At 31.8% G+C, this 13,229-nt stretch carries 12 protein-coding genes; 6 read left to right on the top strand and 6 right to left on the bottom strand.

All coding sequences use genetic code 11. The features are described 5' to 3' along the window. Positions 1-18 precede the first annotated feature (18 nt). Entirely contained in the window at positions 19-294 is a 276-nt protein-coding gene (locus IEW41_RS07220) for a DUF4834 family protein (RefSeq protein WP_308419847.1), read from the bottom strand. A gap of 113 nt (positions 295-407) precedes the next feature. Here IEW41_RS07220 and IEW41_RS07215 point away from each other — a divergent pair, with 113 nt between their 5' ends. Together IEW41_RS07215 and IEW41_RS07210 are read left to right on the top strand one after the other, a co-directional pair. Next, positions 408-1,382: a transporter gene (locus IEW41_RS07215; protein ID WP_188605669.1), complete on the top strand. Its 975-nt coding sequence runs from the start codon at positions 408-410 to the stop codon at positions 1,380-1,382. Beyond that, positions 1,379-2,500 (top strand): GTP cyclohydrolase, encoded by a 1,122-nt coding sequence (locus IEW41_RS07210; RefSeq protein ID WP_188605668.1) that lies wholly within the window; start codon positions 1,379-1,381, stop codon positions 2,498-2,500. Before IEW41_RS07215 ends, IEW41_RS07210 begins: the two co-directional genes overlap by 4 nt. A 53-nt stretch (positions 2,501-2,553) precedes the next feature. On the opposite strand, the gene capB is transcribed toward IEW41_RS07210, so the two are convergent. From capB to IEW41_RS07195, 3 genes are all read right to left on the bottom strand, one after another. Next, the gene (gene capB, locus IEW41_RS07205) at positions 2,554-3,813 is read right to left on the bottom strand and encodes a cysteate-C-fatty acyltransferase (protein WP_188605667.1); all 1,260 of its coding nucleotides are present in this window, start codon (positions 3,811-3,813) and stop codon (positions 2,554-2,556) included. A 237-nt stretch (positions 3,814-4,050) separates the two neighbouring features. Continuing rightward, positions 4,051-5,091, bottom strand: coding sequence for a cysteate synthase (gene capA / locus IEW41_RS07200; protein WP_188605666.1), 1,041 nt, complete (start codon positions 5,089-5,091; stop codon positions 4,051-4,053). 72 nt (positions 5,092-5,163) lie between these two features. Then, positions 5,164-7,227, bottom strand: coding sequence for a S9 family peptidase (locus IEW41_RS07195; RefSeq protein ID WP_188605665.1), 2,064 nt, complete (start codon positions 7,225-7,227; stop codon positions 5,164-5,166). A gap of 126 nt (positions 7,228-7,353) precedes the next feature. On the opposite strand from IEW41_RS07195, the gene IEW41_RS07190 reads away from it, so the two are divergent. After that, positions 7,354-7,677, top strand: a complete 324-nt coding sequence (locus IEW41_RS07190; protein WP_188605664.1) for a YbaB/EbfC family nucleoid-associated protein — start codon at positions 7,354-7,356, stop codon at positions 7,675-7,677. A 33-nt stretch (positions 7,678-7,710) separates the two neighbouring features. Here IEW41_RS07190 and IEW41_RS07185 read toward each other — a convergent pair whose 3' ends face one another. Both IEW41_RS07185 and IEW41_RS07180 read right to left on the bottom strand, forming a co-directional pair. Further along, positions 7,711-8,736: a threonine aldolase family protein gene (locus IEW41_RS07185; protein WP_188605663.1), complete on the bottom strand. Its 1,026-nt coding sequence runs from the start codon at positions 8,734-8,736 to the stop codon at positions 7,711-7,713. Between the two features lie 8 nt (positions 8,737-8,744). After that, positions 8,745-11,162 carry a zinc-dependent metalloprotease gene (locus IEW41_RS07180; RefSeq protein WP_188605662.1) on the bottom strand — a complete coding sequence of 806 codons (2,418 nt, stop codon included), beginning with the start codon at positions 11,160-11,162 and terminating at the stop codon, positions 8,745-8,747. A gap of 107 nt (positions 11,163-11,269) precedes the next feature. Between IEW41_RS07180 and prfB the strand changes: the two genes are divergently transcribed. The 3 genes from prfB to IEW41_RS07165 all read left to right on the top strand — a co-directional run bounded on the left by prfB (position 11,270) and on the right by IEW41_RS07165 (position 13,227). Next, positions 11,270-12,380 (top strand): peptide chain release factor 2 gene (gene prfB / locus IEW41_RS07175; protein ID WP_188605661.1). Its coding sequence is split into 2 segments (ribosomal slippage): positions 11,270-11,332 and positions 11,334-12,380, totalling 1,110 coding nucleotides; the frame shifts between segments, so codons are not numbered across the junction. After that, the gene (arsC, locus tag IEW41_RS07170) at positions 12,377-12,718 is read left to right on the top strand and encodes an arsenate reductase (glutaredoxin) (protein WP_188605660.1); all 342 of its coding nucleotides are present in this window, start codon (positions 12,377-12,379) and stop codon (positions 12,716-12,718) included. The genes prfB and arsC overlap by 4 nt, the downstream gene beginning before the upstream one ends. 92 nt (positions 12,719-12,810) lie before the next feature. Next, positions 12,811-13,227: a hypothetical protein gene (locus IEW41_RS07165; protein ID WP_188605659.1), complete on the top strand. Its 417-nt coding sequence runs from the start codon at positions 12,811-12,813 to the stop codon at positions 13,225-13,227. Positions 13,228-13,229 lie beyond the last annotated feature (2 nt).

The following is a 13,229-nucleotide window of genomic DNA, read 5'->3' as shown; positions in this document are numbered from 1 at the left end:
GTAAAATTGATGTGAAAATTAATCAATTTCTTCGTAATCTATGTACTCACCAACTTTTTTATCTGAAGTTTTGGCTTTGTTAGGCATTTTATCAATTACTGTTTCACCTTCTTTTGGACGGTTTCTGTCATTAGCATGTTGCTGCTGTTGAAACTGATCTCCAAAGCGTTCCTGCATTTTTTTAGACATATAACGAACTAAAAAAGGAGCAAAAATTCGCATTAATATTTTTAATCCGTAATAGATTAATAAAATAATTAAAATGGTTCTTAAAAAACCTGTAAAGGATGCCATTTGTAACATGAAAAAAATATTTTTTCAAAAATACAATTATCGCTATTTAAAAACAGTTATATATTCTTAAAAAAAATATAAAATCTCTATATTTGAACTTAATCTGAAGCACTATGAATTCAATTAAACCCTATTTGACTTTACTTTTTTTAGTAGCAACCTACTCTGCTTATAGCCAGTATACAGAGGTTATTAATTCTAACAGACCAGGTGTCTCGCAAAGTGCATTTGCTGTTGGACCAGGAGTAATTCAATTTGAAGCAGGACCATACATACTAAAGGAAGAGCATACACCATTAAGGTATGACGTGTCTGGTTTTGGAATTGATTTTGCAGCGCGATATGGTCTTTTATTAGAAGAATTAGAAATAAATCTTCAAGGGACTTACCAGAATGATACTAAAACTTATAATAGTTCGTCTATTCCATTTGAAGATAAACGCTCTAATTTTAAAAACTTTACACTTGGAGCAAAATACATGGTCTACGATCCTTATAGAAAAGCTGGCGAGGAAAAACCAAATATATACAGCTGGAAAGCAAATCAAAAGTTTAAATGGAAAAGTTTAATTCCTGCTGTAGCGGTTTATGCTGGTGCAAATTATGATACTAAAAACAATCCTTATGTGGCTCCAGATGTAGAAGGCTTTAGCCCTAAAGTTGCTATTATTACACAAAATAATTTTAATGGTGGATGGGTTTTTGTTATGAATTTAGTTAAAGACAGAATTGGTTCTGATTATTCAGATTTTCAATATATATTAACACTTACACATTCATTTAATCCTAAATGGGTGATTTTTGGAGAAGCACAAGGAATTAAAAGTGATTTTTATGCCGATAATTTATTCCGTTTTGGAGGCGCTTATTTATGGAGTAAAGATTTTCAATTAGATACTGCTTTAACATTTAATACAAAAGATACTCCTTCTGTATTTAGTGTTAATTTTGGTGCTTCTTATAGACTGGATTTTCATAGAGATAAGGAAGTTGATAATGGTAATTCAGCTAAAGAAGAAGGAAAACGTCAATCTAGAAATAAAAAGAATAAAAAAGATGTTGATTTTAAAGATGATGGCACTTTATGATTGAAATTAAAGAAGCAGTAACCAAAAAGGATATGCTTACGTTCGTTAAGTTTCCTTTTAACTTATATAAAGATTCTAAATATTGGGTTCCTCCCATTATATCGCAAGAGTTAGACACTTTTGACAAGAAGAAAAATCCAATTTTTAATGATGCAGAGGCTCGTTTCTTTTTAGCTTACAAGAACAATGAAGTTGTTGGTCGTGTTGCTGCTATAATTAACTGGTTGGAGGTAAAAAATCAGAGTCAGAAAAAAATGCGTTTTGGATGGTTTGATGTTATTGATAATGTAGAGGTTACTAAAGCGCTTTTAGATAAAGTTTTTGAAATAGGTAAAGCCAATAATCTTGAGTATGTAGAAGGTCCTGTTGGATTTTCAAATTTAGATAAAGTTGGTTTAATGACCGAAGGATATGAGCATCTAGGTAATATGATTACTTGGTATAATTATCCATATTATGTTGACCATTTTGCAGAGCTAGGTTTTAAAGATGAAAAACTATACTCTGAAAGCAGATTCCCTTTTAAAAATGTAAAACCAGAATTTTTCTTAAAAGCACAAGAGCTTATTAAAAAACGCTATGAATTAAGAGCGTTAGATTTTAAAAAGACTTCGGAAGTTATGCCTTATGCAGACAAAATGTTTGATTTATTTAATGCTTCATATGCCTCTTTATCATCGTTTGTGGCTATTACAGATATTCAAAAAGAATATTTTAAAAAGAAGTTTATCAGTTTTATAAATCCTGAGTATATCAAGTTTGTTGTTGACAAAGAAGATAATTTAGTGGCATTTGCTATAGTTATGCCTTCTTTCTCAAAAGCATTACAAAAAACTAAAGGAAAGTTATTTCCGTTTGGGTTTAGACATATTATAAGTGCAAAAAAGAACAGTAAAGATGTAGTGTTTTACTTAATAGGTGTGCATCCAGAATATCAAAACAAAGGCGTTCATGCAGTAATTTTTAATGAATACTACAATATATTTACAAAAAAAGGCATTCAAAATTGTATTAGAACTCCTGAGCTAGAAGATAATTATGCAATTCACCAAATATGGAAGCATTTTTCTCCAGAAGTTTTTAAGCGACGAAAAACTGTAAAGAAAGATATTATATAAAAAAATCCGATGTTTTAGCATCGGATTTTTATTTATATATAAAATGGTATTCTCTATTCACCCATAGCAGCAGCAACTGCAGCAGAAAGGCGTTTATAGGTACCGTTTTCTAATCTGCTTCTAATTCCATCAAAAGCATTAAGTGTCTCATTAATATCTTCCATAGTATGTGTAGCAGTAGGGATTAAACGTAATAAAATTAATCCTTTTGGTATCACTGGATACACAACTATCGAACAGAATATTCCGTAGTTTTCACGTAAATCTTTAACTAAAGCCATGGCTTCTGGAATACTTCCTTTTAAATACACAGGAGTTACACAACTTTGCGTAGTTCCAATATCAAATCCACGTTTTTTAAGACCAGATTGAAGTGCATTTACGTTTTCCCAAAGCTTATCTTTAAGTTCTGGCATTGTTTTAAGCATTTCTAAACGCTTACGAGCACCAACTACCAATTGCATTTGTAGTGATTTTGCAAACATTTGAGAACGTAAATTATACTTTAAATAATCCATAATCTCTTTATCACCTGCAATAAAAGCACCAGTACTAGCTAATGATTTAGCAAATGTTGCAAAGTATACATCAATATCATCTTGAACGCCTTGTTCTTCTCCTGCACCTGCACCAGTTTTACCTAATGTACCAAAACCATGAGCATCATCAACTAAAAATCTGAAATTGTATTTTTTCTTAAGCGCTACAATTTCTTTAAGTTTTCCTTGTTCTCCACGCATTCCAAATACACCTTCAGAAATCACTAAAATTCCTCCTCCAGTTTGTTCAGCCATTTTGGTAGCTCTCTCCAGGTTTTTTTCTAAACTTTCTACATCATTATGCTTGTAAGTAAAGCGTTTTCCCATGTGTAAACGCACACCATCAATAATACAAGCGTGAGCATCTACGTCATAAACAATAATATCGTCTTTGCTTACCAATGCATCTATAGTAGACACCATTCCTTGGTAACCAAAATTTAATAAGTAAGCCGCTTCTTTATTAACAAATTCAGCTAACTCTTTTTGTAAAGTTTCGTGTAGGTTTGTGTGACCAGACATCATACGTGCTCCCATAGGATAAGCAGAACCATAATCTGCTGCTGCCTGAGCATCTGTTTTACGAACTTCTGGATGGTTTGCCAAACCTAAATAATCATTAATACTCCAAGTAATAACATCTTTGCCTTGAAATTGCATTCTGTTAGAAATTTGACCTTCCAATTTTGGAAAGACAAAATAACCTTCTGCTTGAGCAGCCCATTTGCCAAGAGGACCTTTATCCTTGTATATTTTCTCAAATAAATCTTTCATAAATCAATCAATTGTTTTTAGCGGTCAGATGTAACTATAAGTATTGAACAAATTGGAACATATTCAATCATTAGGGTTTCCATTTAACTTAAATTAGTCTTTGTTAGTTGGGACAAAATTAAATAAATATCTTTTCATAGCATAATTTAATTATAAACATCAGTTTATAACATTTTCATCACAAAAAAATCCTACCGCATTATACAATGCAATAGGACATTTTTATTTATCATTTTGCTATTTTATATATTGAATTGCTTCTACTGTAGCTTCGTTTTCGCTATCAAAAAAGCCTTGCTTTTCCATCCACTTATCACTATATATTTTACTCATATAACGTGAACCATGATCTGGAAAAATAACAACAATCTTATCTCCTTTTTTAAATTCTCCTTCTTCATTTAGCTGCTTAAGTGCTTGCATTGCTGCTCCACTTGTGTAACCTACAAATAAACCTTCAGATTTTGAGATTTCTCTTGCAGTATGTGCACTTTCTTCGTCTGTTACTTTAATAAACTTATCTATAAGATCGAAATCTGTTGCAGTAGGAATTAAGTTTTTACCTAAACCTTCTATTCTGTAAGGATAAATCTCTGCTTCATCAAACTCTCTTGTTTCATGATATTTTTTCAATACAGAACCAAATGCATCAACTCCAATTACTTTAATATTTGGGTTTTGCTCTTTTAAGAATTTTGCTGTTCCAGAAATTGTTCCTCCTGTTCCACTACAAGCTACTAAATGTGTAATCTCTCCTTCGGTTTGTTTCCATATTTCAGGACCAGTAGAGCTATAATGTGCATCAATATTTAATTGATTAAAATATTGATTTATATATATTGAACCTTTAAGTTCTTCGTGTAATCGTTTTGCTACTTGATAATAAGACCTTGGGTCGTCTGCGCTAACATGTGCTGGGCACACATAAACTTTTGCTCCCATAGATTTTAACATATCTATTTTATCTGCTGACGATTTTGAGCTTACAGCTAAAATACATTCATAACCTTTGATAATACTTACCATAGCTATACTAAAACCAGTATTACCTGAAGTAGTTTCAATAATAGTGTCGCCTGGTTTTAAAATACCTTGACGTTCAGCTTCTTCAATAATGTGTAATGCTATTCTATCTTTTGATGAATGACCTGGATTAAATCCTTCTACTTTTGCGTAAAACTCACCATTAAACCCAGAAGTCATACTATTTAATTTGATAAGTGGAGTTTTACCTATTAACTGTAAAACGTTATCAAATACCTGAATATTTTCTTTCATAAATGCTATTTACCAGTTCCAATTTATAAAAATGTAACCTAAAACCTCGCAAAAATACAAGATTTTTTTTAATTAAGTATTAACATTCTCCAAGTCTAGTAAAAAAGCATACTCTTCTGCATCTTCTTTTAAAGCTTCAAATCGCCCTGAAGCACCACCATGTCCTGCTTTCATATTGGTTTTTAAAAGCAATTTATTACTATCTGTTTTATAGTCACGAAGTTTAGCAACCCATTTTGCTGGTTCCCAATACTGTACTTGCGAATCGTGCAATCCTGTAGTTACTAATATATGTGGATAATTTTGACGCTTTACATTGTCATACGGCGAATATGATTTCATATACTCATAATATGTTTTGTCGTTAGGATTTCCCCATTCGTCATATTCTCCTGTAGTAAGCGGAATGCTGTCATCTAACATTGTTGTTACCACATCAACAAAGGGAACAGCAGCAATAACTCCATTGTATAATTCTGGTGCTTGGTTTATGACTGCTCCAATAAGTAAACCTCCAGCACTACCTCCTAATGCATACAAATGCTTTGATGAAGTATATTTTTCATTGATTAAAAACTTTGAACAAGCTATAAAATCTGAAAATGTGTTTTTCTTTTTAAGTAATTTCCCATCTTCATACCAATTTCTACCAAGGTATTCTCCTCCTCTAACATGTGCAATGGCATAAATAAAGCCTCTATCTAACAAACTTAATCTTATACTAGAAAAATAAGGATCGACTGTATGACCATATGAACCATAAGCATAAAGCAATGTAGGATTGTTACTATCGTGCTGCATTCCTTTTTTATAAACCATTGATATTGGAATTTTTGTACCATCATCAGCAGTTGCCCAAACACGCTCAGATTCATAATTGTTTTTATCAAACTTACCTCCTAGTACTTCTTGTTCTTTTAATACAGTTTTTTCTTTGGTAACCATATTAAAATCGATAGTTGATGAAGGTGTTGTCATGGAATTATAACCATAACGTAAAATAACTGTATCGAAATCTACATTTGTAGATGTATAAGCCGAATACGTTTCGTTATCGAATGGCAAATAGTAATCTTCAGAATTATCCCAACTTTTAATTCTTATAAGATTCAATCCATTAGTTCTTTCACTAATAACAAGGAAGTCTTTAAATATGTCAATATCTTCTAACAATACATTGTCTCTATGAGGAATAACATCTGTCCAATTAGCAAGTTGGGTTGCTGTTTCTGGAGTTTTCATTAATTTAAAGTTAGTTGCGTTATTCAGGTTTGTAACTATATAAAAATGATTGTCATAGTGTGATATACTATACTCTAAACCTCTAACACGCTCTTGAAATACTTTAAATGGCTCATCTGGAGTATCTGCATTTAAAACATGATATTCGTTTGTAAGAGTGCTATAGCAAGCAATAACTAAATATTTTCTTGATTTCGATTTATAAACTGCCACTCCGAACGTGTCATCTTCTTCATGAAAAACAACAGTATCTTTTCTTGAAGTTGTGCCTAGCTTATGTTTGTAAATTTTATCTGAACGTAAGGTCTTTAAGTCCTTTTTAGTATAAAATAGGGTTTTGTTGTCGTTAGCCCAAGTTGAAGAACCTGTTGTATTCTTAATAGCATCAAGCATAATATCACCAGTAACCAAATTCTTAACTTGTAATGTATAGTTTCGTCGTCCTGTTAAATCAATTGCAAACGAAATCATAGAGTTATCTGGACTAACACTCAATCCTACTAACTTAAAGTAATCATGACCTATAGCCATTTCATTACAGTCAAATAACAACTCATCAGGATTTTTTAAAGTATCTTTTTTTCGTATATATATTGGGTAATCTTTACCTGTTTCGTACTTAACAATATACCAATAGCCATTATATTTATATGGTACAGACTCATCATCTTCCTTTATGCGAGCCTTCATTTCTTCAAAAAGAGAACTCTCAAAATCTCTGTATTTAGAAGTCATTGCATCATAATACTCGTTTTCGTCATTCAAGTATTTAATAACCTCTTTGTTTTTTCTATCGTTCAACCAAAAGTAATCATCAACTCTAACATCGTTATGTGCTATAAGTTCTTTAGGTATTTTTTTTGCTTTTGGAGGCAAAACCACTGTTTTTGTCATTGTATTAATCCCATTAAGAAGTTTGCAAAAATAGGGTTTTATTCAGAATAAAGAATAGGTAGAAAAAGACAAATATATTTTCAATCTTTTATTAATTTTGACATCTAATTTTAAAACAGCAAGATTATGTTTGGAGATATGATGGGAATGATGAATAAACTCAAAGAAACCCAAAAGAAAGTTGAAGAAACTAAAGAGCGCTTAAATCATGTGCTAGTTGACGAAAAAAGCAACGACGATAAACTGAAAGTCACGTTGACAGCCAATAGAACCATCAAGTCAATATCAATTGATGATGATTTATTGAAAGATAAAGATATGTTGGAAGATTATTTAATTCTTACCTTAAACAAAGCCATAGAAAAAGCAACTAGAGTTAATGAAACTGAATTAGCTGCTGTTGCGAAAGATGGAATGCCTAATATTCCTGGATTAGATATGTTTAAATAAAAAAAGAAGCTCTCAAGCTTCTTTTTTTATTATTTAAAATTTTAAACCTTTCAATTCATTTAAAAAATATTCGTGCATATCATTGGTGTAATCTAAGTGAGTAACAATGCGAAGTTTTCCATTTCCCATACCACTTAAACGTATATTTTTATCTGCAAGTGTTTTTAAAAATTTAGGCTCATCAGCTTTGTTTTCTAACTCAAAAATGATGATGTTGGTTTCAACTTGCTCAACTCTTTTTATAAAATCTAAAGCAAATAATTCTTGCCCAATTTCTTTAGCTTTTTGATGATCTTCAGCTAATCTATCTATATGATTGTCTAATGCATATAATCCTGCAGCTGCTAAAAATCCAACTTGGCGCATTCCACCTCCTAGTATTTTACGAATTCTAATAGCATTTTCCATAATGTCTTCATCTCCAACTAATACTGAACCAATTGGGCAACCTAAACCTTTGCTTAAACAAACCGACATAGTATCAAATATTTGTCCGTAATCTTTACCAGTTTCTGGTTTTGCTACTAAAGCATTCCAAATACGAGCTCCATCGAGGTGGTATCCTAATTCGTGTTCATTACAAACGGTTCTTATTTTTTTAAGTTCTTCAAAATCCCAACATGAACCTCCTCCTCTATTTGCTGTGTTTTCAATTTCAACCAAAGCTGTTAGCGGACTATGATAAAAATCTGGTGGATTTATAGCTTCAATAACCTGCTCTGCTGTAAACATACCTCTTTCACCTTGAAGCAATTTACAAGACACACCACTATTAAATGAAGCACCACCTCCTTCATAATGATAAATATGTGCATTAGAATCGCAAATAACTTGATCTCCAGGATTAGTATGTAATTTAATTGCTGTTTGGTTTGCCATTGTCCCAGTTGGAAAAAACAGTGCTTTAGGTTTGCCAAACATATCAGCAATGCGCTCTTCTAACTCATTTACTGTTGGATCTTCTTTATATACATCATCACCAACTTTGGCACTCATCATAGCATCTAACATGCCTTGTGTTGGTTTTGTAAGCGTATCGCTTCTTAAATCTATTATCATTTTATTTTTTAATTTGAGGTATAACTACATATATCAGTTCCAATTGGTGAACCATCAGGAATTTTAGGTGATTCTTCAAGTTTAAATTTTTCAGGATGCTCTCTAAATTCTGAAATTAAACGTCCATATTGCGAAGCATATTTATTCTCATACTTTTTATCTTTAGCATACAAACTTTGTGAAATTTCATAAATAGCATCGTTTGCCAAAGCTTTTACTTGTAAGAATGCATTATCATTAACAGCCAAATTCATTATATATTTAAGCACATTAGCATTAATCATCTGTTGTGCTTCGTTTAAATAATCATCTTTATATGCTTTTTTGAATGAATTGTCTATTAGGCTTTTAAAAACATCATCCAATCCAATTTGAGTGTTATCCAAACTTTTTTGTTGAATTAATCTGTTTGCACGTTGAGGATGAAGTAATAAACCTAATGTCATATCACTAGATGTTGATACAGCGCTTAAAGGATCAAAAGCAACACCAGTTTTACTTGCAAACGACTCACGAGTACGCGAGTAATTAAAAGCTCTAGGAGGAAATAAATTGAGTTTTTCCTTTGGAATAGTTAATGTTTCAGCTGAGATTGTTTTTAAAAGCGCATTTAAAGCCGCTTTCTGTAAATTAACATCAACAACTCTAGAAGTAAATTGATTGTCTCCTTTAACTGAATAATTATAATCTAAACCACCAACAACTTTTGCTGCAGCTTCTGTTTGATAACGATGAAAGAAATACAAAGGCACAAACACATCTTCTAAAACTGAATAAGGCTCATTTGTACGAATATTGTCTTTTGAAAAATTAGAAATTGCTTTTTCTCTGACCTTTAATACATTTTCTAATTCTTCTGAAGCACTTTTACCATTATCCCATAAATGAGCGTAAGCATGTGCTCCACCTTCAGCACGAGCATCAGAATCTGATATAAATCGCAATCCGTCTTGTTGTGCTTTCTCTAAAATAGAATTTAGCGCTTCTTTTTCGTTTGTATTCTTATCAAATTGTGTATAAGTATAGGCAACAGTGACTTTATCCCAATTGCCAATTCCTGTAGCATAAGTATTACTTAAATCGATATTGCCATTAGTTAAACTCACTAAAGGATGTGGATAATCCATAACAGATGCTCGGTTATTTGTGCTTGCTGCAAAATTATGAGCAAAACCTATTGTATGACCAACTTCATGAGCACTTAATTGGCGAATTCTAGCCAAAGCCATGTCTAACATTGGTTGATAATTATCGTCTCGTTCAGCAAATGGTTTGTTTAGCAACGCTTGAGCAATTAAAAAATCTTGACGTATACGTAAACTTCCTAAACTTACATGACCTTTAATAATTTCTCCTGTTCGTGGATCTGTAACACTACCACCATAACTCCACCCTCTTGTTGAGCGATGAACCCATTGTATTACATTATATCTACAATCCATTGGATCTGCATCATCAGGTAGCATTTGCACCTGAAACGCATCTTTAAAACCTATCGCTTCATAAGCTTGATTCCACCAACGCGCACCTTCTAATAAAGCAGAACGTACTGGCTCTGGAGTTCCTGGATCGAGATAATAAATAATAGGCTCAACAGCTTCACTAATAGCTAATTCAGGGTTTTTCTTTTCCAATCGATGACGTGTCACATAACGTTTGGTAATTGATTCTTGAATTGGTGTAGCATAATCCATATATGAAATAGAAATTGCACCACTACGCGTATCAAATCCTCTTGGTTTATAATTATTATCTGGCAACTCAATAAACGAATGATGTTGAATAACACTTACTAAAGATGATGTAGGTGTAACACTTCTAATATTTCTACCTTTAGGTTCACCTTCAAATGTTAATAAAGCTTCAAACTCTACATTTTTAGGGAATGCTTTAGTTCGTTCTAATGATAATGCACTTTTGCTTAAATCTAATTTATAAACACCTTCATTTTGCGCTTTAAGTCTATTTGCAACTTCATGTCTATCGACCATTAAAAATGGCGTAAAATCAATAATATACTTACCTTCACTTTGCTCTTCAATCTTAAATCCAAATAGAACTGATTTTGCAAACGCTTGTTCTACACTTTTTTTCTCTAGAGCATTATCTGTTATGGCTCTATAGTCTTGATTTGGCTGCACTAATAAAAGCTTATTTCCTGCTTTAACAAACTTTACAATTCGCTCTGCTCCTAGTTGACCTCTATCTAATCCAATGTCATTAGAACCAACACCACTTGCTAAAGAACTTATATATAAGAACTCTTGGTCTAATTTATCCACTTCTAGATAGATTTTATCTTGAGATTCTTCATAATAAAAATTAAAATAACCTTTATAATTCTGAAGTTTTTTATCTTTTAAAACTTGTGAAAATGAATTACTTACAACGATAAGAAATACGAGGATACTTGTGATTTTTTTCATAATGGATAATTAATTCATAAAACTACATAAATTACTTTAAAAATTTAATGAAAAATGGTTTTACAATGAAACATTAAGCTTTACATTTGCTTAAAATTTAAACTACTATGACTACATCTGATCAAATAAAGGATCTTGTAGAACGCCTTGGAGCGTTGAGGAGGTATCTTTGACATAGATGCCAAAACTATTGAAATATCTAACGAAGAAGAAAAAACATTTGACCCAAATTTCTGGAACGATTCCAAGCAAGCTGAACTTATTATGCAATCGCTTAGAGAAAAGAAAAAATGGGTTGAAGATTACACTACTGCCAAAACTCTAATTGAAGAATTAGAAGTTTTTTATGAGTTTTATAAGGCTGATGACGTTTCAGCCGAAGAAGTCGATACACAATACAATAAAGCTTCAGACCAAATTGAAAAGCTAGAATTCAAAAACATGCTTTCTGATGAAGGTGATAAATTGAGTGCTGTTTTGCAAATTACTGCTGGTGCTGGCGGAACCGAAAGTTGCGATTGGGCAAGTATGCTTATGCGTATGTATTTAATGTATGCTGAAAAAAGTGGTTTTAAGGTTAAAGAGCTTAACTTTCAAGAAGGTGATGTTGCAGGTATAAAAACGGTAACATTAGAAATTGAAGGTGATTTTGCTTTTGGTTGGCTTAAAGGCGAAAATGGAGTGCACAGATTGGTACGTATTTCTCCTTTTGATAGTAATGCAAAACGTCATACAAGTTTTGCATCTGTTTATGTGTATCCTTTAGTTGACGATACAATTGAAATAGAAATCAATCCTGCTGATATTGAAATTACTACTGCTCGTTCTAGTGGAGCTGGTGGACAAAATGTAAACAAGGTAGAAACTAAAGTGCAGTTAACACATAAACCAACTGGCATTCAAATTTCATGTTCAGAAACACGCTCACAACATGACAATAGAGCAAGAGCTTTACAAATGTTAAAATCACAATTGTATGAGATTGAACTACAAAAACAATTAGCACAACGTGATGATATTGAAGCTGGTAAGATGAAAATTGAATGGGGAAGTCAAATTCGTAATTATGTGATGCATCCATATAAATTAGTAAAAGATGTAAGAACTGGTCAAGAGACTGGTAATGTTGATGATGTTATGGATGGTTATATTGACGAGTTTTTGAAAGCATATTTAATGATGATGGGTCAAAAAGAAGAAGATAACAACAATTTATGATTACTATTTACCATAATAATAGGTGCAGCAAATCGAGATGTGCTTTAGAATTACTTAAAAATTCTGGAAAACCTTATACAATTATCAACTATCTTGATGATGTACCAACAAGAGATGAACTCAAAAATCTCTTAAAACTTCTAAAACTAAAGCCAATTGAGCTTATTAGAACTAATGAAGCACTTTGGAAAGAAAGTTACAAACACCTCAATCTTTCTGATGCTAAACTAATCACTTTAATGACCAAAAACCCTAAACTTATTGAGCGACCAATTGTAATCAATGGTAATCAGGCAGTTATAGGTCGTCCTACAGAAAAGGTTTTAGACATTTTATAAGTTTTTTCTTTAACAGAACTTTAACCAATAGGCATTAAACCAAGCTCTATTTTTGTAGTCTTATGTTTTAATATAATGTCAATACAAGGTTTATGTCTGTAAGAATTTTTTACACCATTGGTTTATTACTTCTAATATCTGTTTCGCAATCTCATGCGCAAAACAAAAGTGATGAACAAATACAAAGAGAACGTCTTGAAAAAAAATTTATAGAAGATCATAATGATCGTATTCTAGAATTTATTAAGCTATTAAATGCTGATGATTTTCAAAAAGAAATTATTAAGCAAAAAATTCAATCGTATTACCAAGAAAAAAAGGCAATACAAACAGCTGATTTAAAATATTTTGAAAAAGAAGAGCAATTAAAGTCTTTAGACATTAATCATTTTGCTGATATAAAGGATATTGTCTCAGAAGATACAATGAATGCTATTAAAAACTTCACCCAGAATAACAATTCAGAAATAAAAAAACAGAAGAAGAAAAGAAATAAAAAATCTAACTAATT

The organism is Aquaticitalea lipolytica, from assembly GCF_014641635.1.
In the GTDB taxonomy this organism is placed as follows: domain Bacteria; phylum Bacteroidota; class Bacteroidia; order Flavobacteriales; family Flavobacteriaceae; genus Aquaticitalea; species Aquaticitalea lipolytica.
Note: the sequence above shows the minus strand (reverse complement) of the source record. Positions and strands in the feature narration are given on the sequence as shown.

Coding starts and splice junctions, on each gene's coding strand:
- IEW41_RS07220 (WP_308419847.1), bottom strand. CDS start 294: ATGGCATCCTTTACAGGTTTTTTAAGAACCATTTTAATTATTTTATTA.
- IEW41_RS07215 (WP_188605669.1), top strand. CDS start 408: ATGAATTCAATTAAACCCTATTTGACTTTACTTTTTTTAGTAGCAACC.
- IEW41_RS07210 (WP_188605668.1), top strand. CDS start 1,379: ATGATTGAAATTAAAGAAGCAGTAACCAAAAAGGATATGCTTACGTTC.
- capB (WP_188605667.1), bottom strand. CDS start 3,813: ATGAAAGATTTATTTGAGAAAATATACAAGGATAAAGGTCCTCTTGGC.
- capA (WP_188605666.1), bottom strand. CDS start 5,091: ATGAAAGAAAATATTCAGGTATTTGATAACGTTTTACAGTTAATAGGT.
- IEW41_RS07195 (WP_188605665.1), bottom strand. CDS start 7,227: ATGACAAAAACAGTGGTTTTGCCTCCAAAAGCAAAAAAAATACCTAAA.
- IEW41_RS07190 (WP_188605664.1), top strand. CDS start 7,354: ATGTTTGGAGATATGATGGGAATGATGAATAAACTCAAAGAAACCCAA.
- IEW41_RS07185 (WP_188605663.1), bottom strand. CDS start 8,736: ATGATAATAGATTTAAGAAGCGATACGCTTACAAAACCAACACAAGGC.
- IEW41_RS07180 (WP_188605662.1), bottom strand. CDS start 11,162: ATGAAAAAAATCACAAGTATCCTCGTATTTCTTATCGTTGTAAGTAAT.
- arsC (WP_188605660.1), top strand. CDS start 12,377: ATGATTACTATTTACCATAATAATAGGTGCAGCAAATCGAGATGTGCT.
- IEW41_RS07165 (WP_188605659.1), top strand. CDS start 12,811: ATGTCTGTAAGAATTTTTTACACCATTGGTTTATTACTTCTAATATCT.